Source organism: Microbispora sp. NPDC049633 (assembly GCF_040675265.1).
GTDB lineage: Bacteria > Actinomycetota > Actinomycetes > Streptosporangiales > Streptosporangiaceae > Microbispora > Microbispora maris.
In genome coordinates this window covers 1-22,223 of the sequence record NZ_JBFAOO010000010.1, presented here as the reverse complement: position 1 = coordinate 22,223, position 22,223 = coordinate 1, and the positions used below count along the sequence as shown (strand labels likewise).

The following is a 22,223-nucleotide window of genomic DNA, read 5'->3' as shown; positions in this document are numbered from 1 at the left end:
GCGAATCCCGCGCCAGATGGACGGAACCCGCGCTGAGCGGATGGATCACCGGGCCGCTTCGGCCGTAATTTCCTGCTGAGAGCTCAACTTTCAGCGAAAGGAAACATCCTCATGCGCAGAGTCCTCGTCGTCGGCGCCGGTCAGGCGGGCCTGCACCTGGCCATCGGCCTGCTGCAGAACGGCTACGACGTCACAGTGGTCTCCAACCGCACCCCCGACTCGATTCGCGACGGCCGGGTGATGTCGGGCCAGTGCATGTTCGGCACCGCCCGGGCGCACGAGCACACGCTCGGCCTGGACTGGTGGGCGGACGCCTGCCCGCCCATCGAGGGCATCGAGTTATCCGTCCCGAGCCCCGCGGGCGGCAAGGCTCTCGGCTGGGCGGCCCGGCTGAGGACTCCCGCCCTCTCGGTCGACCAGCGGGTGAAGATGCCGGCCTGGCTGGACGAGGTCGAACGGCTCGGCGGCAAGCTCGTCATCCACGACGCCGGTCCGGAGGATCTGGAGACCTACGCGACCCAGTACGACCTGGTTCTGGTCGCCGCGGGGAAGGGAGCGATCTCCTCGCTGTTCGAGCGGGACGCGGCGCGCTCGCCGTACAGCACCCCGCAGCGAGCGCTGGCGCTCACCTACGTCAACGGTCTCGCCCCCCGGCCCGAGTATTCCGCGGTCTGCTTCAACCTGCTGCCCGGCGTCGGCGAGTACTTCGTCTTCCCCGCCCTGACGCACAGCGGCCCGTGCGAGATCATGGTGTTCGAGGGTGTGCCGGGCGGGCCGATGGACTGCTGGGGCGATGTGCGCGGCCCCGCCGAGCACCTGGCGCGCAGCCGCCGGATCCTGGAGAGCTTCTTCCCCTGGGAGGCGGAACGCTGCTCCGGCATCGAACTCACCGACGCCAACGGGGTGCTGACCGGACGCTTCAGCCCCACCGTGCGCCACCCGGTCGCCATCCTGCCGTCGGGCGCGCCGGTGCTCGGGGTCGCCGACGTGGTGGTGCTCAACGACCCGATCACCGGGCAGGGCAGCAACAACGCCGCCAAGTGCGCCGCCACCTACCTCCAGGCCATCCTGGAGCGCGGCGAGCAGCCGTTCGACGCGGCCTGGATGCGGCAGACCTTCGATCGCTTCTGGGCGCAGGCCCAGCACGTCACCCGCTGGACCAACGCGCTGCTGGCCCCGGCCGAACCACACTACCTGGCGCTCCTGGGCGCCGCCGGCCAGGTGCCGGAGATCGCCTCCCGCTTCGTCAACGGCTTCGACGACCCCACCGACTACGCCGAGTGGTTCATGGACGCCGACAAGGCACAGGCCTACCTCGCCCGGGTCGCGTCATGAGATCGCTGCGCGACGCGTTGGGGCAGTTCGCGACCGGGGTCGCGGTGGTCACCACCGCGACCGCGAGCGGGGAGCGGGCAGGGGTGACGGTGAACTCCTTCAGCTCGGTCTCGCTCGATCCGCCACTGGTGCTGTGGTGCCTGTCGGACCGCGCTCCCAGCGCGCCCGTCTTCCTGCGCGCGGGGCGTTTCGCGGTCAACATCCTGGCCGCCGGCCAGGACGAGCTGTCGCGGCGATTCGCGACACCGGCGCCGGACAAGTTCGCCGGCGTGGACGTGCTCGCGACCCCCACGGGGCTGCCCATGCTCGCCGGAACCCTGGCCACCTTCTCCTGCCGTACGGTGACCGTCCACGCCGGCGGCGACCACCACATCTTCGTCGGCGAGGTGGAGCACCACCAGCGGTCAGGAGGGGAACCGCTGCTCTTCCACTGCGGCCGCTACCGCGAGTTCGCCTCCTCCCGGGATGGTGAGGAGCGAACGGGCCCCTTCCGCCTCCCGGAAGCCCGGCACCACGGCCCCTCGGGGGCCGGGGCGCCGCGACGTCAGCAGGCGGCGAGGATCAGGACCTCGTGGTCGGGACCCAGTAGCGACGCTTCTGCTCGGTGACGTCGAGCAACCGTCCGCCGTTGGCTTCGATGACCCGTTGTGAGGCGATATTGGTCTTGTCGCACATGACCAAAGCCTCGGAGATGCCCAGGGACCGGGCGATCGGCAGCGCCGCGGCGAGCATCGCCGTCGCGTGACCCCGGCGGCGTGCGCTGGGACGGACGTCATAGCCGATGTGGCCGCCGACCTTCTCCAGTGCCGGAGTGAGCCGGTGCCGGATGGCCAGCCTTCCCAGGAATTGCTCGCCGTCGACCCACCACAGGGTGGTCATCGGCACGAACCCGGGGCGTACCCCCGACGGGTTCCGCTCGTCGACCACGCGCGCGGTGTACGCCTCGAAGGCCGCCGGGTCCACCAGAGCCTGCGGGTCGACATCGTCGACGAACCAGGGAACCGGATAGTCATGGTCGGCACGGAACTCGGCCACCGCGGCCAGAAACGACGTCAGCAACCCGCCGACCGGGTCGATGAACTGCGGCATGACGACCATGATGCCCGCGAGGGTGGGCGGTGCAAGGTGTCGGCCCTTCACCGGTACAGCTGCATGGTGCACATCGATCGTGATATCTCGCCGGAATGACAAGAAGTGGGACGGCACTGAGCGCCCTGGGCTTGCTGCTGGACAGGTCGCTCGTACAGATCGCGGAGGCGTCGGCGGACGCACGGACCTACGACCGGCAGACGATCCACCAGGTCGCGGACGTGTGGGACAACAACACTCTCCCGCTGTTCCATGCCGCGATCGCCCTCACCTCCGTCGGGCGGGAACGCCGCGCCCGCGCCGCCCTCGCCTGGATGGCCGGGCTCGGGCCGGAGCGGCGGGCCTGGATGGTCGAGCGGGCCGAGGCGGCAGGGCATCCGCTGGAGCGCTTCCTGCCGCCTCCGGTCGCGGAGCCTCCGCACATAAGGGATTCTCTGGGGCTCGTAATGCCGGCGTTCAGGTCGCTGACCGCCGAGGCCGCGCTCGAACTCGGAACCGACTACGACCTGGCCGCCGCCGAGGTCCGCACCCTACTGCTCGAACGTGCCGGCACACGACTGACCGGGTCACTCGTCCTGGCCGCCCCGCGCCGCTACGACACCGGCCCGCAGGCGGGAGAACCGCCCACGTTGAGCCTGTGGCTGGACGATGTCACCGGCGTACGCTTCGACTCCGACGACCGGATGGGCGTCGCCCTGCACAGCGGGGCGGAGGGGACAGTCATCGGTGTCGGCGCAAGCGGAAAGCTGTCCGCCACCAGCGGCACCGTGTACCCCGATGACCGATCCTGGCATCTCTCCACCGCCGGCCGGGCCGCCGATCAGCGGGCCCCACCCCGTGAGGAACGAAACCACCGCGCACCCGAGCGACGGCGGCCATACCGACAGGGCGCGGCCCTGGTCGCCGGAATCCTGCACAGCGTCGTCGTATCATCCGCGAGGAGCGACTCCCGGACACCACCACAGCATGGATCGAAGGAATCACCACACCAGAGGCACAGCCTCCGCCGCTCGTCACGGCATGGGATCTCGGCCTGCCCCCCGGAGGGCGAGCTCCGGCTCGCCACGTACACGGCCGCACACACCCGTCACCAGGCGCCGCAGGACCCCGTCGCCGTCATAGTTCTGGCCCACACCGAACAGGACGCCCCGAAGCGGCCTTGGCGACTCCGCGCTCTCAAGGTCGACGGTGTGAGCCGGTTCCGATTGCGGGCCGATGCCTTCGAGGGCCCACACGAATTGCGGAAAGTCAGGGAGACACTCGGCGTGGAGTCCCTGAAACTCGGCCGCGAGGCCCTCTATGTGAAAGCCCCACAAGATGTGCCGGCCACATGAGCGGCCGCTGCACTGCCTCGGTGATGCGCCCGCCGAGAGGGTTCGGCCTTCCACCGAAACCCACGCGAGGTGCCGTAACCGGACCCGCGTGATCCACATAGGCATTCGGTACTGCGACGAAGACAGGCGGACGGCGTGCAGGGCGAGTTGTCGCGCGCGGTGGAGAAACTCCGGGACGAGGCGCAGCGCAACGGCAACGCCAACTCGAACGAGCATGCAGCAGGCGGGCGAACGGACAACACGCTCGCCCGCCAACGCTCTTCGTCATGACCGCGTGAGGGGTCGGGTCTCCACTGCGCCGGTGACCGCCAGGTGGCGGCGGCGGCTCGGCATCATCATGGTCGGGTGGGAGACGCTCCAGGCCGCGCTAGCGCAGATCATCTCCTTGATGCGGGCGGCGGTCCGGCCCGTGAAGACGGTGGACGTGACCTGATCGTCGGGGGTCACGCGCTGGATGATCCCATCGCGGCGTCCGAGGCTGATGCACTGCACGGAGTAGCCGATCGTGGTCTTGGGCACCTTGCGACCGGTCAGGCGCGCGGCGATGACGTCGGCTGCCAGCCACGCCATCGGGTTTGCCGAGGCGCAGGACATCCGCAGCGGCTTGCCACCCGCCCCTTCGGCGAGCGCGGCGTCGCCGACGGCGTACACATCGGGGTGCGAGACCGATCGCATGCTGGCGTCGACGACGATCCGGCCGCTGTCGGACACCTCGAGGGTGGTGGCGGCCGCGATCGGGTGCACGGTGAAACCCGCGGTCCATACGGTCACCTGGGCGCCGATCTTGCTGCCTGCACCGGTGATCACGCCGTCCGCTTCGACGCGCGTGATGTCGGTGTGGTCGTGGACCGTGATCCCGAGCCGGTCCAAGGCGCCGCGCAAGTGGCGCTGGGCCTTGTCGCTGAGCCAGCCGCCGACGCGGCTGTGCGCGGCGATCGCGACCTCAAGGTCCGGGTGGGCTTCGGCGATCTCGGTGGCCGCCTCGATGCCGGTCAGGCCACCGCCCACGATCAGCACGGTCCCACCGGGCTTCACCTCGCTCAGGCGCGCCCGCAGCCGGAAAGCGGCCTGCTTGCCGGCCACGTTGTAGGCGTGCTCCGCGACACCAGGGACGCCCTGATCGGCGATGACGCTGCCCAGGGCGTACACGAGGGTGTCGTAGGCGAGGGTCTCACCGCCGAGATCGACGGTCTTGCCGTCCACATCGACAGCGGTGACCCGCGCGGTCCGGACCTGTACGCCGGTGCCCGCGAAGAGGTCGCGCAGCGGGCGAGGCCGCAGATCCTGCCCGCTCGCGAGCTGGTGCATGCGGACCCGTTCGACGAACTCCGGGTCGCCGTTGACCAGGGTGATCTCGACATCGTCGCGGTGCAGCCGCTTGGCGAGGCGACCGGCGGTGTTGGCTCCGGCGTATCCGGCCCCCAGGACGACGATGCGGTGCTTCATGGCTCGCTCCTATCTGGTTGCTTGCACCTCCTGAACCGGACAGGCGCGCGATCCCTGACAGGGGCGAGATGTGATGTAGGTCACCAAGTCGTCGGGACCGGGTGATGAGGTCCAGCGGCCGCCCACTGGCACGCGACGCGCTGAAGTTTGTCGGGCTTGACCTCGATGTGAGTCGAGGCGATGCATGGCATGACGGTCAGGGCCGGGGGCCGTCGCAGGAGACGTCCTTGGCCGGCAGGGTTCCCTTGCTCAGGAACGCGACGGTGGCCTTGTCGGCGCAGGTCGAGCCGGTGCCGTAGACGAAGTGGCCGCCGTGCTCGACACCGAGGAAGCCGGCGCGGTCACCCAGGGCCCTGCGCATTCCCCGGCCCGCGGCCCACGGTGTGGCGTTGTCGCGGCGGTTCTGCAGGATCAGGATGTTACGCGGACCGTGCGAGGTGACCTTGACCACCGGCTCGATCGGCTTCTGCGACCAGAACGCGCACGGCAGGATGTTGTTGGGCATGCCCGCGCTCAGCGGGTACTTCGCGCGGGCGGCCGCGGTGGCGTCGGCATAGGAGTCCACCTCTCGCGACCAGGTGGTGTCCCCGCAGAGCATGGCCAGGACCATGGTGGCCTGGTTGTCCGCCGGCACGCCCTTCGCAGCCGGGGTGTCGGCGAGAATCTGCCGGAGCACGGCGACGTCCGCGTCCGCCGGGGCCTTGCCGGCGGACAGGTCGGCCGCCGCCTTCCAGAATTGGGTGAGCGGGGCGAGCATCTCGTTGCGCTGCAACATCTGGTACGTGACGCCGCGCAGCAGCGCACCACTGATGGCCACCGGTGTGCCCGGCATCATGGCCGGCTTCCGGTCGAGGCGGTCGGCCAGCGCGAGGAAGGAGTCCGTGACCTCGTCGGCGGTGCCGCCCAGCCCGAGGTCGGCGTCGTCCGCCGCGGCCACGCGGGCGGCGTCCGGGAACCGGTCGTTCATGCCCTGGTTCCAGGTGTTCAGCATCTTCGCCCACACCTTGCCCGGGTCGACGTTGCCCTCCAGCACCATCCGGTCGGTGTTGCGGGGGAACAGCGAGGCGTAGACCGCGCCGAGGTAGGTGCCGAAGGACTGGCCCCAGTAGGAGATCTTCCGCGCCCCGAGCGCCTGGCGGATGCGATCCATGTCGCGCGCCGTGTTCGCGCTGTTGAAGAAGCGGAGCTTGTCACCGATCGTGGCGCACTGCCGGGCGACGGCGCGCGCGGTGGTGACGTTGCCCTCGATCGAGCCGCCGGCGCCGGGGTAGGGGAAGATGGTGAGAAGGCTGGAGCCGGACAGACCGCAGCTCATCGGGGTGCTGTGGCCGACGCCGCGGGCGTCGAACCCGATCAGGTCGTAGGAGTCCAGCACCCCCTTCGGGAGCGTGAGTGCCATCTGGCCGGGCATGTCCAGGCCCTGCAGCCCTGGACCACCCGGGTTGAACAGCAGGTCGCCGCGCTTCTTGCCGTGCTTGGCGGTGGCGATCCTGGAGACCGCGACGGTGATGGTCTGTCCGTCGGGGCGGCGGTAGTCCAGAGGCACCTTGACCGTGCCGCAGGTTTGCCTGGGGTCCCGTTCGGCACCCGGCGCGAGTTCCGGGCACTTACCCCACTTGATCGAAGTCTGGACGTGACCGGCGGTCGCCATGGCCCTGGCGCCGGCCGGCTGTCCGCCGATCACTGCCCCCGCTGCCGCGACCGTGGTCAGGGCGCCGGCGACGACGACGCGTACGCGGATGGTGTTTCCCATGGTGCTGTCCTCCGAATTACCGATATGCCGCGATCTGCTTCGCGGTTGACTGTGGTTGTCGGCCGCTGATGAGAAAGCTAGGAGTGGAGGGCGCTGTCCCGAATCACTGCGTTGCGGACATTCCGTGTAGCTCACATGAGGGACAAGCGCGGCAACTCGGGGATCAGAGATCGCTAGGCTCTGAGCCATGTCGGGGACCTGGGTCAGCGACCGCTTGCGGAGGCTGCGAGAGGTGTGGCGCGTCTACGACGCCAGGGTGTGGGACCGGTGGCTGGCCGTCGTGTCCACCGGGCTGGCGTTCGTGCCGGCCTTGTCGATCATGAGCGTCCAGTTCGGCAACCTGTCGGGACGCCCGGCCGACGCGTTCCAGATCGTCCTGATCCTGGCCCAGACGGTGCCTCTGGCCGTACGCACCCGATGGCCCGCCGCGTGTCTGGCGATCAACGGCACGGCTTTCGTGATCCACGAGACGCTCGGCTACCCGATGCAGTTCGGCACCGTGACGGTGTACATCGCGATCTACTCGGTCGGCGCGCACCAGGAGCGGTTCCGGCGCGTCATCGCCGTCGTGGCATCGGCCGCGTACGTCGTGCTGTGCGTGGCCATAATCCTGCTCGGCTCACCGGTTCTGCAGAGCGACTTCCTGGTGTTCTACCTGCTTTTCGCCGCGTGCTGGCTGGGCGGCGCCTTCGTACGCGGGCAGCGGCTCCAGGAGGCCGAGCGACGGCGGCTCGCCACCGAGGCCGCGGCCGCCGCCGAGCGGGCGCGCATCGCGCGGGAGCTGCACGACGTGGTGACCCACCACGTCACCGCCATCGTCGTGCAGGCCGACGCCACGCAGTTCGTGGCCACGTCGCCGGAGCGCGTGGTCACGGCACTGTCCACGATCGGCGGCGCCGGCCGCCGAGCCCTGGCCGAACTGCGGTATCTGCTGGACGTGCTGGAGGCGACCGGAGAGTCGGCCACGCCCGCCTTGGGCAGCGTGCGAGACCTGGTCGAACAGACCCGAAGCGGCGGCCAGCCGATCGAACTGGTGGAGGACGGCGACCAGCCCTCGCTCCCGGTCGGCGTGGGGCTGGCCGTGTACCGGGTGGTGCAGGAGGGCCTGACGAACGCCGTCAAGTACGCCGAAGGCCGCCCCACCACCGTTCGCATCGGCTACCGGGACGACCGCGTGGAAGTCGAGGTGACGAACGCCGCCGCCGCGGTCCCGGTCGGCGCGAGAAGCAGTCTCTCCGGCGGCCGCGGCCTGGCCGGACTGCGCGACCGGATAGGCGCGCTGGGCGGCGAGCTGGCCGCGGCCGAGCAACCGGACGGCGGTTTCCGAGTCTCCGCGTCGATCCCCGTAGGCGGTACCGAATGACCATCCGTGTCGTGATCTGCGATGACCAGGAGGTCGTCCGTACCGGCTACATGACGGCCTTCGACGCGCAGCCGGACATGGCGGTGGTCGGCGTGGCCGCCGACGGCGCGGCCGCGGTCGAGGCGGTCACCAGGCTGAAGCCCGACGTGGTGGTCATGGACATCCACATGCCGCTGATGGACGGCATCGAGGTGACGAGGCGCGTCGCCGGCCCCGGTGTCGTGGCGCCACCGAAGGTACTGGTGGTGACCACGTTCAACGTGGACAAGTACGTCTACGAAGCCCTGCGCGCCGGAGCCAGCGGCTTCCTTCTGAAGGACGCCCCTCTACTGGATCTGGTGAACGGCGTCCGCACCGTCGCCCGCGGAGAGTCCCTGCTGTCCCCCACCGTGACCCGTACCCTGATAGGTCGCTTCGCCGACCGCCTCCGCCTGGCCGTCCCCACCCCCGACGAGGATCCGCTGGCCGTCCTGGCTCCCCGCGAACGCGAGGTACTGCGGCTGATCGCCCGTGGCCTCTCCAACGCCGAGATAGCCGCGGAACTGGTGATCAGCTTCGAGACCGTCCGAACCTACGTCTCCCGGATCCTCACCAAACTGGACCTACGCGACCGCGTGCAAGCCGTGGTCTTCGCCTACCGCACGGGCTTCGCCGACGACGACCGCTGAAGCCTTTTCGAGCCGTACGAGCAAGATCCCCACGGACCGGGCACATGACGGGCACGGAAGCTCACCGACGTCATGAACGGCAAGATCACGCAGGTCCTACGACCGAGGCGAGTGGTCACTGAGCAAGATCGATTGCGTTCGCTAATGGCACGTTAATGGCACGAGCCCCGTTTTCCCTGAGGGAGACGGGGCTCTTTTCGCAGGTGGGCGGTACTGGGTTCGAACCAGTGACCCCTCGCTTGTAAGTCAACCCAGGAAGGGGCGGGACCAGCACCAGTACCCGCCCTGACCTGGGCCTACGGTTCACTCTTGTCCACCGCCGTCCGGGCTCGTCCATGGCGATTGTCACCCAGATAGTCACTAAGACGGTAGCGTCCGTGATCAGCCGGGCAGCAGCGTGAAGGCCTCGATGTGGTGTGGGCGCACGATTCGGAAGTGCCGCTGGTCGACTGTCGCGACCTCCCTCAGCCCCAGACGCTCAGCGATCGCGACAACGGCGGCGTCCACCAGTCCGAGAGGGAGATCGACGTACCTCTCGACGAGTTCCGCCATACGAGGAAGGTCCTCGTCCTCCAGCTCGGCTACATTGAAGCCGCTGCCACCGAACGACTTCAGGAACGTGACCTCGGCATGCGGGCCGACACGCGACTCCAGGAGATAACCGACTTCTCCCATGACCGGGGACGGCACGAGCAGCGGTCCCTCCGCCTGGCGGAGCAGCTTGAGACATGCCTGGTGGTGCTTGTCCTTGGCATTGCCGACAGCAAGAAGGACGCCGGTGTCGCACAGGAGCACGTCAGCGGCCCATCTCGGAACGCAGGATCTCCTCATGCCGTTCCGCGAGATCCGGTTCAGCCTCGAACGACCCGAAGAACGGAAGGTCACGCTCCGCCGGGGCAGGCTCGTCCAGACGGCCACGGATCAACTCCAGAGCCGGGCGTAGCTCCGACTCCGGCAACTGGTCCACGAGATAGTGCAACTCCTCGCGCATGGCGCTCATACCCAAGAGTGTAGGTCCAGGCTGTGCCCGTATCGGGTGCGATCATCACGATCGCTCTCAGCTCTTCGTGGGCGACGCGCCGTTTCCTCCGGTGTCGTCCGGAGTTGTCGAGAGCGTGTCATCGGGGATCGCTGTAGAAAGTTGTAACGCCAGGTCATTTCGGTCGTAGTTACAAAAGACCCTGCTCAATTGGTGGATGAGAAACCAACGGGAATCAGGGTCGAGCCCGGTCAGGAACAGGTTGATGAGTTCGGCAATCGCCGCTTCACCCGGCCTCTGTGCGCCGGTTCCTGATGGAGGAGCGATCAGGGCGACGGCACGTTCAATATCGTCGGCGTGTTTCGCCAGTTCGATCAGGCGATTCGGGTCAGTACCGAGCCACCAGAGCCGGGCGGTGTGAGCATCACGAAGCACGGTGTCCCGAAAGGTCGCGAGACGTTCGACCTCGCCTTGCTGCCGCATGACCTCCAGGTCCCTGGCACGCGCCTGCCGAGCGAACTCGACGTCCTCGGGGTCGACGGCGAGTGTCGCCTGGGCATGATGAGGGCCGGCATGTGTTCGTAAGCGGCGCAGTTCCATATCGAGAGCGCTTTCCGCCTCCTCTCGATGGAGAACCGAGAACGACCTAGTTACATCCCTGGCGGCGGCGACGAGTTGATCACACGCTGACACAAGGGTCTCGTCGGGCAGCGCCGTTCCCTCCGGCAGGCGCCAGGAGACAGTAATTCGGGTGCGGAACGATACGTTCCTCCGATCGCTGGGTAACACCAGTTCGAGCGTGCGGGAGTAGGTGGTGAAGGAGGGTTGCGGTACCGGCCCGCGCAGAAGCTCACTCAGCCAGTCTCGGAGCCCCACTTGTCACCTCCTCCCGGCCGTACGCGGCCGTGGGTGCGATCCCGGGAGTGAGCGGATCGACTTCGGCGATCTCTCGCGACAGTTCGACGCAGAACCCCTCACGATCCACGCCGTCCAAGGGAGCCGAATTCGCCCAGTGCCAGACCAGGCGGATGAACATGCTCGTGTCCCGGCTGGTCCGGCAGGCCGCGAGCAGCACCGTGCGGACGACACCGCTGTCTGCGGTGCCGCTGACAGCGTGCTCCAGCCAGGCGACGGCCGCGGCCTTTGCCACCCCGGCGGTGTCGGGGTCGCGCAGGCTCATCCGCCAGCCGTCCGCGATGAGACCGATCTGTCGCTCGTCCCGACCCGAGTCTCGTATGAGCAGCAGGCGGCCGTCGTCGAGGCGGTGACCGGCCAGAGCGGCGAAGGCTCGCAGCCCGGTACTGCGGGCGGGCTCCACGCTCTGTATCCATCCGATGATCTCGGTCAGCACGCGGACGAGCAGGCGCGGCCGGGTAGCCAGCCGCGTGATCGCGTCGACAACCGCTTTACGGACACTTCCCGTGCCGAACCGGGCGAGATTACGGAGACGGGTCAGCGCGGCCCGATCGAACCCCTCCTCGGCCATCTGCCCGCCGCAGACCTCCGCGATGACCAGGTGCAGGGGTTCGCGTTCCTGGCCTGGCACCCGCGCCCACCTATACATTCTGTCGCGTACGACACGTCCGAGGCTGTCGCTCATGGCCCCCGCCGTGAGGAGCATCGCCGCACGGTCCGCAGCGTTCGCGGCCCACTCCTGCACCGTTTCCAAGACGAGTTCGGGGCGGCCGTCGCGTAGGGCCAGGTTGAAGATGACCTCGGCAGGTCGTTCGTCCGGTAGTTCCCTGAGCCAGGTGATCAACTGGTTCTGGAAGAACGGCCGGTCCCGCCACACGTAGTCCAATACGGCGGCACCGTACCGGTAACGAGTGAAGTGGATCAGCCCCTTCTCGTCTCTGTCGGCACCGACGTCGTTCAGGTGCTGGGCGATACCCGGACCAATCAGCCCACGCCCGGGGAGGTAGGACGTGCCGGTGAGAGCGCAGAGCCGGTCGGCCGCGTCGAAGACCCTCTCCGGAGGTCCACCCTCCAGCGCGGCAACCGACAGCAGCAGAGCGCGTTTGTACCCGTCCTGCGGAAAACCCGTCTGCTGGAACCAGGCGCTCAGGTCTTTCTCCCAGTTCCAGTAAGCCGACAGAACCTCTTCGACCGCGTCGTCCTCCGGCGTCGGATGCCTCGACTCGTAGACATGCTCGGCCAAAGACACGGCGTCTGCCGGTGAGGCGTCGGCCAGCACTTCGACGACCCGGACATGCGTCGCCCACGCCTTGGCCAGTTCCCGCGGGTACTCGTGGCGCACGGTCAGATACGCCTCGAACACCCGCCCCGCGTCGCTGGCCGTGAGTTTCACCATGGCAAGCCCGGCCACGAGGTCGAGCGCCTTCCGCTCCTGATCGGCCGCGACCACGATGAGGTAGGAGCCCGCCTCCTGCAGACGTGCGACGTAATCCGGCACCGCCCTGCCTATGGCGGGGATGAGATCCTGCTCGGTGTCCTGCAGATTGAGCAGGTAGGCTCGCCTCTTCTCGGCGTACAGCGATGCCTGGACGTTCTCCTCGTCGAGGGTCAGCCACTCCGGGGTCACGCCCAGCTCGACCGCCACGTTGACGGCGGTGATGCGCCGGCCGGTCCCCGGCTCGGCACACAAGATAACCGCTCCGGTCTCGCGCGCTGCCATCACAGCCTCTGAGAAGCTGCGGTCCTCTGGTCGCACGTAGACCGCACGCATTCGCTCGATGTCCTGCTGGCCAAGCCTGCGTGGCCGGATCCATCTGCTGGTGAAGACGAACTGGCCGTGAAAGGTGCTGTTGATGAAGGCGGCCTGCGGCGTCATCGTGTCGCCTTCCATGATCATCGCTCTCCGAAGTGAAAGTCGCCGTGGAAAGTCCCGTCGGTGAAAGCCTGCTCGACCCGTTCGTTGAACACGGGACCGCCTCGCCCATGCCGCCCGCGGTCTTCTGGCGTACGGACGCCCGCTTCGGCGGCTTCGGACTCCGTCTCACGAAAAGTGAGGCGTGGCACATAGATCCACGCCTCCTCCTGGAAGCCCTTTCCCGGCACCTCCGCTGTCACCCGCCGAAACTGGCTCTCATGGACACCCGTGTAACCACCCAGCACCGCGTCCTGAAAGACACGCTGGGAAACGATCGCCCCGACGAGCGTGACGTCGGGGTCCGTAGCGGCCATGATCTCCTTCAACTGCTTCGAGTCGAGCAATCGGAACGTGTCATTGGTGGTCCTGCCGATGCGATCGCGCTCCGGGTCGCCCCGGTCATGGGCCGGTCCCACGTTGATGCTCACTCGCAGCCTCATCGTGAGTTTCCGGTCAGCCGAGCGAAGAGCCGGCCCGTTCTCCCACAGCGTGGCCTGGAGGCTGTCGAGGAAGGGGTGAATCAGGAAGGGCAGTTGTTCCGGGGCGACACCGAAGACATACGCGTCGCCGGGCTTGTCAGGGAAACGCTTCTCTCGCCATATGCGCTCGTGGCCGCAGTCGATAAACGCCTGCTGGAGGACGTCGGGGATCATCTTGCTCAACTCGGGAAGGTGTCTATCTCGGTTGCCGGTGAACCTGACGACATCCACGGCGAGCAGCCCGCGGTAGGGCGGCAGGGGATGGCTGTGCGAAAGGGGGAGCATAACGCTGTCTCCTCGTTTGGTCCCATCATGGAGTCGGCTCCACCATGCCGGTCATCTCCTGAGCGAACTGTCCAGAACTAGACGTTCAGAGGAAGCCGCCGCCTGTAGCGCGTTGAGGTCCCGGATTACGATTCGCTGCCTGTACGTCTCCACTGACCCCGTGCGTCGGAGCGTGGCCAGTTCCGCCGCCACCGCCGACCTCGACAACCCTGTCGCCGCCGCCAAATCGGACTGGGACAGGCGAACCTCCAGCCCGGTCGCCAGCCGGATCAGAGTACGTGCCACGAGCACCGGGGCGGGCAGTCCCGCGAGCTCCGCCCGGATGGCCTCGCCCTCACGCAGACGCTGAATCGCGCGGCGGATCAGAATGCCATGCAGATTGAATGTGCGCACGATCTCGTGGAACCGCGCGGCCGTGACCGCATGGGCCAGGCATGACGTCAACGCCGAGACCGTTGCCGACCGCTCACCGCCGTCCAGAACGGCCATCTCTCCAAGTAAATCTCCCGGCCCACGAACGGCTAGCAGCAGCTCACCACCGTCCGGCTTCGAGCCGGGTCACCTTGACGTGACCGTACGCCAACAGGAGCACATGAGTCCCGTCCGCACCCTGGTGTAACAGCACCTCCCCTGGCTTGTAGCGGCGAAGCACGCCTTCCTCGGTCAGAGTGCGCCAGACGGATCGAGGAAAGGAGCACATGGTTCATGGGTATGCCAGGGCGAGGACTTTGGCAACCAGGAAGCGCTACAGGAACAGTTGAGCCGCCGAAGAACCGATTGTCGCCACAACGGATACCAGTAGCAGCCAGAACCCCCACCGGATCAGCGTGTACTTCTTCACTACGATCATACTGACAACGCGGATCTGCTCGGCCAGAGCGCTCAGGTCACCATCACTGTCAGACCTACGAAGTGCGTCGGTCATCTCCGCTGCTGATTTGTACCTTCGAACATCACCGAAATAGGTAATACCGAAGGGCCGATTTGTAAGACGTGGATAAACTGCATTTGCCAGGCAGAAAAGGGCGCCCAACGCGCAGGCCGCCCCGCACCACCAAAGCCATCGCACTCCGGGGTGCAACATCAACGGCGACCAGTTCCCTGCGAGGAACCCACCTGTCACCGCTCCGATGCCAACCCCAGCCACACCGAGCAGCACCTGTGCCTTCATGTCCGCGCGGTTCAGCTCCTCCCGAGCCTCACCGAACAGCCGGGTGGCATGCACAAGCGCCCGCGCATCACGGTCCTTCCGCGACACGCCCGGTCGAGCTTTCCAACCGAACACCGCACCCCCTGGGACCTGAGGAATCGGCCTTCATTACAGGAAGATCGCTTCATGGTACGGGGCAAGGACGGAAGAATTAAGGTCTTAGCGGCAGCCAATTGACCTGGCCATGCAGCCTACGGTCCAGCAGAATCGTCTATGACGCCGTCTGATCTGGGGCGGACTACACAGCAGCTCCAAGCGGCCGAAATCGTCCACCCCAGGCTCGCTCACGGAGGCCCTTCACCCACTGTGGCGCTTGTTACCCTTCACTAGGGAAGCAGACTGGGACGTGGGCGGTGGGACGCTCAGGCCCTCATCAGTCGTTTACTAGTTCCCTGTTCGGCAATCATGATCATCCCGGAGCCGAGGTTCTTGCCGGAGGCGTCTCAAGTTCCTGAAGCGGCCGACCGGCAGAATGAGCGAGTACACAAAGAGGATTTCCTTGTTCGGACGCTGGCCGAGCTGGCTCTAGATCGCGGCCAGTGCCGGCGCTTCCCTCCGCGACCTGATGGCACGCATGGGACATGACAGCGTGTGCGCCGCGATGATCTACCAGCACCGCACGGCGGAAGCAGACCACAAGATCGCCGACGTCATGAACGGCATGATCTCACAGGCCCTACCGACCAAGGCGAGTGGTCACTGAGCAAGATCGATTGCGTTCGCTAATGGCACGTTGATGGCACGAGCCCCGTTTTCCCTGATGGGAGACGGGGCTCTTTTCGCAGGTGGGCGGTACTGGGTTCGAACCAGTGACCCCTCGCTTGTAAGGCGAGTGCTCTACCGCTGAGCTAACCGCCCGGACCGGACTACACCTTACGACACCGACCCGCCTCTCAGCACATCGAGCGACCAGTCGGCGCCCGCGTCGTGCTCTCCCGCCGCCTGCCAGCCGAGGAGCGCCGCGCCGAGCATCCCCGCCAGGGGGCCCAGGGCGGCCGGGCGCAGGGGCGGAGGCTCCCGGAAGGCCAGACGGCCGGCCAGCCGCTCCCGCAGCGGCTCGAACAGGGCCGGACCGGCCTCCGCCAGGCCGCCGCCGATCACGATCAGAGCCGGGTCGAGCACGAGCACGTACGACGCGAGGGCGATGGCCAGGGCCTCGATCGCCTCGCCGAACACCTCGGCCGCCACCGGGTCTCCCGCGGACGCGAGCTCCACGACCTCCTTCGCCGTCGCCGTACGGCCGGAGCGGGCCGTGAAGCGCCGGGCCACGGCCGAGGCGGAGGCGTAGGTCTCCAGGCAGCCGATCTGCCCGCAGGCGCACTTCTCCCCCGCCGGCCAGACGGACGCGTGCCCGAGCTCGCCGCCCCAGCCGTGCGCACCGCCGTACGGCTCGCCGCGGAGCACCACCGCGCCCGCGATGCCGGTGCCGATGGGCAGGAAGAGGAAGTCGGCGACGTCGCGCCCCGCGCCGAAGACGCTCTCGGCCAGGCCGCCCGTACGGACGTCGTGGCCGAGCCGCGCCGGGACGCCGGGAGGCGTGAACGCCTCGGCGGGCACATCGCGCCAGCCGATGTTTGCCGAGTAGACGGCGGTGGACGCGGTGACGATGCCCGGGACGGCCAGGCCCACCCCGGCGGGCTCGGTGCCGTACCGGGAGCGGCCGAGGCCGGCGATCTCACCGACGTAGGCGCGCACGGCCTCCACCACCGCGTCCGGACCGTTCTCGCGCGCTGTGGGACGCCCGGCGAGGACGGTGACCTCGCCGGCGCGGGTGACGAGGCCGCCCTTCATGGAGGTGCCCCCCACATCCAGCGCGACGACGTACGTCACGATCGGCCCAGCACCCTGTCGAGGGCCGCCTCCACCTCCGCGGCGAGGCCGGGCATGCGGGCCGGACCCGGCGGGCCGGCCGTGACGAGCGGCTCACCGTCGCGGGCGAGCCGCACCTCCCCGCAGGAACGGCACTCGATCTCCCCCAGGCGGCAGATCAGCGCGATCGAGCCGCACGAGGCGCACGTGTCGAGATCGAGGTCGTGCACACGCTGGCAGTCCGGGCAGACGAGGACCTGCGCCTCGTGGCGCACCGCGCGCTTCCAGGGACTGGCGCCGCGGACGGGGTCGGTCTGCCGGGCCCCGCACCTGTAGCAGGGCATCGTGGCCTCCAATGGGCGAGTCGGAGTCGGAGTCGGATATGTCAGTGCCCGGGGGCGGGCAATGAAACGATCAGATTTCCGCGAGCGCCTTGCGGTACTCGTCGATATCGCGTGCGGAGCCGATCGGCTTGACGACCTTCCAGCGGACGACGCCTTCGCCGTCGATGACGAACGTGCCCCGGAGCGCGAGTCCCCTGTCCTCGTCGAGGACACCGTACGCCCGGGCGACCTCACCGTGGGGCCAGAAATCCGACAACAGGGGAAACGAGAAGCCCTCCTGGTCGGCCCAGGCACGCTGGCTGAACATCGAGTCGACCGACACCGCCAGCAACTGGACGTGCGGAGGCAGGGAGCCGGCCAGCTCGTCGCGGATCGCCGCGAGCTCGCCGTGGCAGACAGGGCTGAAGGACAGGGGATAGAAGACGAGCATGACCGTCCTGCCACGCAGGCCGGAAAGACGCACGGGAACGCCGTGCTGGTCCTTGAGCGCGAAATCCGGAGCCCGCTGCCCGACCTCTATCGCCATGAGCAGTCCCTCCCCAGGTGTCCGCCCATCATCCTGCCGTACGGCATCCCCGGGCCGTACGGCAGGGCAATTCTCAGCGGCGGGCCTTCGGGGCGACGAGTCTCGTGCCCGACCAGTCCCTGGCGGCGCTCACGCTGCTCGTCTGCGACAGGCCCGCGGTCGCCGCGTCCTCACCGATGTCGCTGGGCTCCACGTGGCCGTCGCGCCCCGCCTTCGGGGTCAGCAGCCAGATCTGGCCTCCGTCGGCGAGTGCGGTCATCGCGTCGCTCAGGGCGTCGAAGAGGTCGCCATCGCCGTCACGCCACCAGAGCAGCACCACGTCGACGACGTCGTCGTAGTCCTCGTCCACCAGCTCGTTGCCGGTCAGCTCCTCGATGGACTGGCGCAGCGCCTCGTCGCAGTCCTCGTCCCAGCCGACCTCCTGCACCACCTGACCGGCTTTGAGGCCGAGTCGTTCGGCCAGGCCGCGCTCGTCCTGCGCCTGACCCGCGGTCGCGCTCACGTTCATCCCTCCTGCTTGGGGTGACCCCGCCCATATTTGCGGTTGTCCTGGCTCGTTGAGAGCCATGCTTCGGCACAGTCCACACGCTGCGACCCGTAGTCGTCAACGGTCGCCACGGTGGCTGACCCGCACCGTTATCTCTTAATCGGTCAAAAACGACAAACGTACACGCCTGTCGGGGTTGTCGACGTTGAGGTCGATCAGGGCGACCGACTGCCAGGTCCCCAGCGCCAGCCTGCCTCCGAGGACGGGAACGGTGGCGTACGGCGGAATGAAGGCGGGCATGACATGCGACCTCCCGTGCCCACGGGAGCCGTGCGCATGCCGCCACCGGTCGTCCGCCGGCAGCAGGTCGCCCAGAGCGGCGAGCAGGTCCTCGTCGCTGCCGGAGCCGAGCTCCAGCAGCGCCACGCCCGCCGTCGCGTGCGGGACGAAGACGTGCAGCAGCCCGTCTCCCCCGCACTCGCGCGCGAAATCGGCGCACTCCTCCGTTATGTCGTGCACACGTTCCCGCGCGCCGGTCCGTACCTCGATCACCGTCGATTTCACATCCGCGATATTACGATTCGCGCTGAGCTGGGAGGACGACGGCGTCCGGCCCGGGGAAGACGAGCGCCTCGTGCCCGTCCTCGTACTTCACCAGGAACGGCGGGCCGCCCTCTGGGCCGCGGACCTCGACGATGACACCGTGCTTCTCGTGGTCGCCCACTACCGCGCCGTGCACCACCAGCCGGTCCCCTACGGTTGCGTGCATCTCGATCCCCCTCTCTCCAGAGCCTGGTACGGCTATCGCCACCTGGAAAGAGGAGAAACCCTCCTCTCCACAGAGGGAGGGACAACCCATACCAAAACGTTACGCGGCCGCGAGGCCCCCGGCGGGGACGTGTGGCCCGGCGCGCGTCCGGGCCCCGCGTACCCGCCGGAGACGGGGGACGCGCGATGCGGACGGTTCCGGAGACTACGGCGGGAGCGCCGCCCGGCGGCGCCCTCCGCCCTGTCACGGCGAATCCGCCACGCCTGCCGGGTAGGCCGGGACCAGACCGGGTAGGGAGGCTCCGACCAGGCACGATGCGGTACCGATGCCTGTTGGGGTGCCCCCGGCGGCAACCGGGAATGGATGGTGAGTAAAAATCGTCCTACCATCGGTGGTCTAGGCCAAGACCTACCCCGCAGCCAGCGCGGACGGTCCGGTTACCGGGGAGTAGAGATGCGCTTTCCGGTATGACGAGACAGGATGGAAGACGACCCGCAACGCCGCGATCAAGCGCTGACCGCATCGCAGCAGGCAACACAGACGTAACAGACTCGACGAGACAAAGTCCATCTCGGAAGGCGAGACCCAGTGGCTTCCGGACGCCAGCGTTTTTCGATCATCAGTGACGGCCTACCCAGCCAGTTGCCTGATGTCGATCCGAGCGAGACCAACGAATGGCTCGAATCGCTCGACAACGTCATCAAGACCGAGGGCCGCACCCGGGCCCGCTACCTGATGCTCCGGCTGCTCGAGCGCGCCCGCGAACACCAGGTCGGCGTGCCCGGCCTGCGGAGCACGGACTACATCAACACCATTCCCCCGGAGCGCGAACCCTGGTTCCCCGGGGACGAGTACGTCGAGCGCCGCATCCGGGCCTACATCCGCTGGAACGCGGCGGTCATGGTGACCCGCGCCAACGCGCGGACCAACGTCGGCGGCCACATCGCCACCTACGCGTCCGCGGCCTCGCTCTACGAGGTGGGCTTCAACCACTTCTTCCGCGGCAAGGACCACGGGGAGTCGGGCGACCAGATCTTCATCCAGGGGCACGCGGCCCCCGGCATCTACGCCCGCGCCTTCCTGGAGGGCCGCCTCGACGCGCCGCAGCTCGACGCGTTCCGCCAGGAGCTGTCCCACGGGATCAAGGGCCTGCCGTCCTACCCGCACCCGCGGCTGATGCCGGACTTCTGGGAGTTCCCCACGGTGTCGATGGGCCTCGGCCCGATCGGCGCCATCTACCAGGCCCGGTTCAACCGCTACCTGCTCAGCCGGAAGATCAAGGACACCAGCCGCAGCCACGTCTGGTGCTTCCTCGGCGACGGCGAGATGGACGAGCCCGAGTCGCTCGGCGCGATCGGCGTCGCGGCCCGTGAGGAGCTCGACAACCTCACCTTCGTCATCAACTGCAACCTGCAGCGGCTCGACGGCCCGGTGCGCGGCAACGGAAAGATCATCCAGGAGCTGGAGTCGTACTTCCGCGGCGCCGGCTGGAACGTCATCAAGGTCGTCTGGGGCCGTGACTGGGACCCGCTGCTGGCGGCCGACGTCGACGGCGTGCTGGTCAACCAGATGAACACCACGCCCGACGGGCAGTTCCAGACCTACTCGGTCGAGTCGGGCGCCTACATCCGGGAGAACTTCTTCGGCGGCGACCCGCGCCTGCGCAAGATGGTCGAGCACATGACCGACGACGACATCCGCAAGCTGTCGCGCGGCGGCCACGACTACCGCAAGGTGTACGCCGCGTTCAAGGCGGCCCGCGAGCACGTCGGCCAGCCGACCGTCATCCTGGCCCAGACCATCAAGGGCTGGACGCTCGGCAAGGACTTCGAGGCGCGCAACGCCACCCACCAGATGAAGAAGATGAGCAAGGCCGAGCTCAAGGAGTTCCGCGACCGGCTCTACCTGCCCATCCCGGACAAGGACCTCGAGGCCGACCTCCCGCCCTACTTCCATCCGGGCGAGGACAACGACGAGATCGCCTACATGAAGGAGCGCCGGGCGGCGCTCGGCGGCTACCTGCCCAAGCGGGTAGTACGCGCCAAGCCGCTCAAGCTTCCCGGCGACCCCGTCTACTCCGGCCTGCGCAAGGGTTCGGGCAAGCAGAACGTCGCCACGACCATGGCGTTCGTCCGCCTGCTCAAGGACCTCATGCGTGACAAGGAGATCGGCGCCAGGTTCGTGCCGATCATCCCGGACGAGGCCCGCACGTTCGGTGTGGACGCGATGTTCCCGACCGCCAAGATCTACTCGCCCCACGGCCAGACGTACGAGGCGGTCGACCGCGAGCTGCTGCTGTCGTACAAGGAGTCGACCGAGGGTCAGATCCTGCACGAGGGCATCAGCGAGGCCGGCTCGATGGGCTCGGTCCTCGCGGTGGGCACGTCGTACGCCACGCACGGCGAGCACATGATCCCGGTCTACATCTTCTACTCGATGTTCGGGTTCCAGCGGACCGCCGACCAGATGTGGCAGCTGGGCGACCAGATGGGCCGCGGCTTCCTGCTCGGCGCCACCGCCGGCCGCACCACGCTGAACGGCGAGGGCCTGCAGCACGAGGACGGCCACACCCCTCTGATCGCCTCGACCAACCCCGCCGCCGTGTCGTACGACCCGGCGTGGGCGTTCGAGATCGCGCACATCGTCAAGGACGGCCTGCGGCGGATGTACGGGGAGCACCCCGAAGACATCTTCTACTACCTGACCGTCTACAACGAGCCCTACCCGCAGCCGGCCGAGCCGGAGAATGTGGACGTCGAGGGCATCCTCAAGGGTCTCTACCTCTACGCTCCGGCGGCGGGTACAGGACCCAAGGCGAACATCCTGGTGTCCGGCGTCGCCGGCCCGTGGGCGCTGGAGGCACAGCGGATGCTGGCGGAGGACTGGGGGGTGTCGGCCTCGGTCTGGTCGGCCACCTCCTGGAGCGAGCTGCGCAGGGACGCCCTCACCGTCGAGGAGCACAACCTGCTCAACCCCGACGCCGAGCAGCGCGTGCCGTACGTGACCAGCAAGCTGTCGGGCGTGCCGGGGCCGTTCGTGGGCGTCAGCGACTACATGCGCGCCGTCCCGGACCAGATCGCCCAGTGGGTGCCGGGTGACTGGTCCTCGCTCGGGACCGACGGCTTCGGCCTGTCGGACACGCGTTCGGCGCTGCGCCGCCACTTCCACGTGGACGCGGCCTCGATCACGCTGGCGGTGCTGACCCAGCTCGTGCGTCGCGGCGAGGTCAAGGCCGAGGTCCTGCAGGAGGCCGTCGCCCGCTACCACCTCAAGAACGGGGTGACCGAGGTGTCGGCCCAGCAGACCCCGGAGACCAACGACACCCAGTCGATGGGCGTCTGACCCGCGGATCCGTCCGGCGGCCCCCGCTTCGGCGGGGGCCGCCGTCGTTTCCCGCACCTTCACCGCCGAAGGCGCGGGGGTGGCCCGCCGTCGTTTCCCGCACCTTCACCGCCGAAGGCGCGGGGGTGGCCCGCCGTCGTTTCCCGCACCTTCGCCACAGATCGCTCGCCGCCGG

General features: G+C 68.1%; 23 protein-coding genes and 1 tRNA gene. 7 read left to right on the top strand and 17 right to left on the bottom strand.

The genetic code is table 11. The annotated features are described in order from the left end of the window. Window positions 1-111 precede the first annotated feature (111 nt). Together AB0J39_RS04720 and AB0J39_RS04715 are read left to right on the top strand one after the other, a co-directional pair. On the top strand, window positions 112-1,335 hold the full coding sequence (locus tag AB0J39_RS04720; RefSeq protein WP_363461840.1) for a styrene monooxygenase/indole monooxygenase family protein: 1,224 nt from the start codon (window positions 112-114) through the stop codon (window positions 1,333-1,335). Next, entirely contained in the window at window positions 1,332-1,943 is a 612-nt protein-coding gene (locus AB0J39_RS04715) for a flavin reductase family protein (protein ID WP_363461838.1), read from the top strand. Before AB0J39_RS04720 ends, AB0J39_RS04715 begins: the two co-directional genes overlap by 4 nt. Here AB0J39_RS04715 and AB0J39_RS04710 read toward each other — a convergent pair. Continuing rightward, window positions 1,897-2,424 carry a GNAT family N-acetyltransferase gene (locus tag AB0J39_RS04710; protein ID WP_363461836.1) on the bottom strand — a complete coding sequence of 176 codons (528 nt, stop codon included), beginning with the start codon at window positions 2,422-2,424 and terminating at the stop codon, window positions 1,897-1,899. The two genes, AB0J39_RS04715 and AB0J39_RS04710, sit on opposite strands and share 47 nt — an antisense overlap. 95 nt (window positions 2,425-2,519) lie before the next feature. On the opposite strand from AB0J39_RS04710, the gene AB0J39_RS04705 reads away from it, so the two are divergent. Beyond that, a complete protein-coding gene (locus tag AB0J39_RS04705; RefSeq protein WP_363461834.1) occupies window positions 2,520-3,758 on the top strand; it encodes a hypothetical protein in 1,239 nt (412 codons plus the stop codon). Between the two features lie 264 nt (window positions 3,759-4,022). On the opposite strand, the gene AB0J39_RS04700 is transcribed toward AB0J39_RS04705, so the two are convergent. Then, window positions 4,023-5,204, bottom strand: coding sequence for an FAD-dependent oxidoreductase (locus AB0J39_RS04700; RefSeq protein WP_363461832.1), 1,182 nt, complete (start codon window positions 5,202-5,204; stop codon window positions 4,023-4,025). Between the two features lie 196 nt (window positions 5,205-5,400). Next, window positions 5,401-6,957 carry an alpha/beta hydrolase gene (locus tag AB0J39_RS04695; RefSeq protein ID WP_363461830.1) on the bottom strand — a complete coding sequence of 519 codons (1,557 nt, stop codon included), beginning with the start codon at window positions 6,955-6,957 and terminating at the stop codon, window positions 5,401-5,403. A 187-nt stretch (window positions 6,958-7,144) separates the two neighbouring features. On the opposite strand from AB0J39_RS04695, the gene AB0J39_RS04690 reads away from it, so the two are divergent. Together AB0J39_RS04690 and AB0J39_RS04685 are read left to right on the top strand one after the other, a co-directional pair. After that, window positions 7,145-8,320, top strand: coding sequence for a histidine kinase (locus tag AB0J39_RS04690; RefSeq protein WP_363461828.1), 1,176 nt, complete (start codon window positions 7,145-7,147; stop codon window positions 8,318-8,320). Next, complete coding sequence (locus AB0J39_RS04685) at window positions 8,317-8,988, top strand: response regulator transcription factor (protein WP_363461826.1); 672 nt, start codon at window positions 8,317-8,319, stop codon at window positions 8,986-8,988. The genes AB0J39_RS04690 and AB0J39_RS04685 overlap by 4 nt, the downstream gene beginning before the upstream one ends. 381 nt (window positions 8,989-9,369) lie before the next feature. On the opposite strand, the gene AB0J39_RS04680 is transcribed toward AB0J39_RS04685, so the two are convergent. The 7 genes from AB0J39_RS04680 to AB0J39_RS04650 form a co-directional block, all read right to left on the bottom strand. Then, window positions 9,370-9,783: a PIN domain-containing protein gene (locus AB0J39_RS04680; RefSeq protein ID WP_363461824.1), complete on the bottom strand. Its 414-nt coding sequence runs from the start codon at window positions 9,781-9,783 to the stop codon at window positions 9,370-9,372. 1 nt (window position 9,784) lies between these two features. Further along, entirely contained in the window at window positions 9,785-9,988 is a 204-nt protein-coding gene (locus AB0J39_RS04675; protein ID WP_363461822.1) for a hypothetical protein, read from the bottom strand. 57 nt (window positions 9,989-10,045) lie between these two features. Next, window positions 10,046-10,843: a hypothetical protein gene (locus AB0J39_RS04670; protein WP_363461820.1), complete on the bottom strand. Its 798-nt coding sequence runs from the start codon at window positions 10,841-10,843 to the stop codon at window positions 10,046-10,048. Beyond that, complete coding sequence (locus AB0J39_RS04665) at window positions 10,818-12,779, bottom strand: hypothetical protein (RefSeq protein WP_363461818.1); 1,962 nt, start codon at window positions 12,777-12,779, stop codon at window positions 10,818-10,820. Before AB0J39_RS04665 ends, AB0J39_RS04670 begins: the two co-directional genes overlap by 26 nt. After that, window positions 12,776-13,561: a hypothetical protein gene (locus AB0J39_RS04660; protein WP_363461816.1), complete on the bottom strand. Its 786-nt coding sequence runs from the start codon at window positions 13,559-13,561 to the stop codon at window positions 12,776-12,778. Before AB0J39_RS04660 ends, AB0J39_RS04665 begins: the two co-directional genes overlap by 4 nt. Before the next feature lie 51 nt (window positions 13,562-13,612). Further along, a complete protein-coding gene (locus tag AB0J39_RS04655) occupies window positions 13,613-14,050 on the bottom strand; it encodes a helix-turn-helix domain-containing protein (RefSeq protein WP_363461814.1) in 438 nt (145 codons plus the stop codon). 256 nt (window positions 14,051-14,306) lie between these two features. Further along, complete coding sequence (locus tag AB0J39_RS04650) at window positions 14,307-14,819, bottom strand: Pycsar system effector family protein (protein ID WP_363461812.1); 513 nt, start codon at window positions 14,817-14,819, stop codon at window positions 14,307-14,309. Window positions 14,820-15,345: 526 nt separating this feature from the next. Between AB0J39_RS04650 and AB0J39_RS04645 the strand changes: the two genes are divergently transcribed. Further along, window positions 15,346-15,474 (top strand): hypothetical protein, encoded by a 129-nt coding sequence (locus tag AB0J39_RS04645; protein ID WP_363461810.1) that lies wholly within the window; start codon window positions 15,346-15,348, stop codon window positions 15,472-15,474. An 83-nt stretch (window positions 15,475-15,557) separates the two neighbouring features. Here the strand turns inward: AB0J39_RS04645 and AB0J39_RS04640 are convergent. The 7 genes from AB0J39_RS04640 to AB0J39_RS04610 all read right to left on the bottom strand — a co-directional run bounded on the left by AB0J39_RS04640 (window position 15,558) and on the right by AB0J39_RS04610 (window position 18,706). Further along, window positions 15,558-15,629, bottom strand: a tRNA-Val gene (locus AB0J39_RS04640). A gap of 15 nt (window positions 15,630-15,644) precedes the next feature. After that, entirely contained in the window at window positions 15,645-16,601 is a 957-nt protein-coding gene (locus AB0J39_RS04635) for an ROK family protein (protein WP_363461808.1), read from the bottom strand. Further along, window positions 16,598-16,924, bottom strand: coding sequence for a hypothetical protein (locus AB0J39_RS04630; protein ID WP_169979862.1), 327 nt, complete (start codon window positions 16,922-16,924; stop codon window positions 16,598-16,600). The genes AB0J39_RS04635 and AB0J39_RS04630 overlap by 4 nt, the downstream gene beginning before the upstream one ends. 70 nt (window positions 16,925-16,994) lie before the next feature. After that, the gene (locus AB0J39_RS04625; RefSeq protein ID WP_363461806.1) at window positions 16,995-17,450 is read right to left on the bottom strand and encodes a peroxiredoxin; all 456 of its coding nucleotides are present in this window, start codon (window positions 17,448-17,450) and stop codon (window positions 16,995-16,997) included. A 73-nt stretch (window positions 17,451-17,523) separates the two neighbouring features. Beyond that, window positions 17,524-17,952, bottom strand: coding sequence for a DUF3052 domain-containing protein (locus AB0J39_RS04620; RefSeq protein ID WP_084370137.1), 429 nt, complete (start codon window positions 17,950-17,952; stop codon window positions 17,524-17,526). Window positions 17,953-18,093: 141 nt separating this feature from the next. Beyond that, window positions 18,094-18,501, bottom strand: a complete 408-nt coding sequence (locus AB0J39_RS04615) for a YjbQ family protein (RefSeq protein ID WP_363461804.1) — start codon at window positions 18,499-18,501, stop codon at window positions 18,094-18,096. Between the two features lie 10 nt (window positions 18,502-18,511). After that, a complete protein-coding gene (locus AB0J39_RS04610; RefSeq protein WP_030505662.1) occupies window positions 18,512-18,706 on the bottom strand; it encodes a DUF1918 domain-containing protein in 195 nt (64 codons plus the stop codon). A gap of 588 nt (window positions 18,707-19,294) precedes the next feature. On the opposite strand from AB0J39_RS04610, the gene aceE reads away from it, so the two are divergent. Continuing rightward, window positions 19,295-22,048, top strand: coding sequence for a pyruvate dehydrogenase (acetyl-transferring), homodimeric type (aceE, locus tag AB0J39_RS04605; RefSeq protein ID WP_363461802.1), 2,754 nt, complete (start codon window positions 19,295-19,297; stop codon window positions 22,046-22,048). Window positions 22,049-22,223 lie beyond the last annotated feature (175 nt).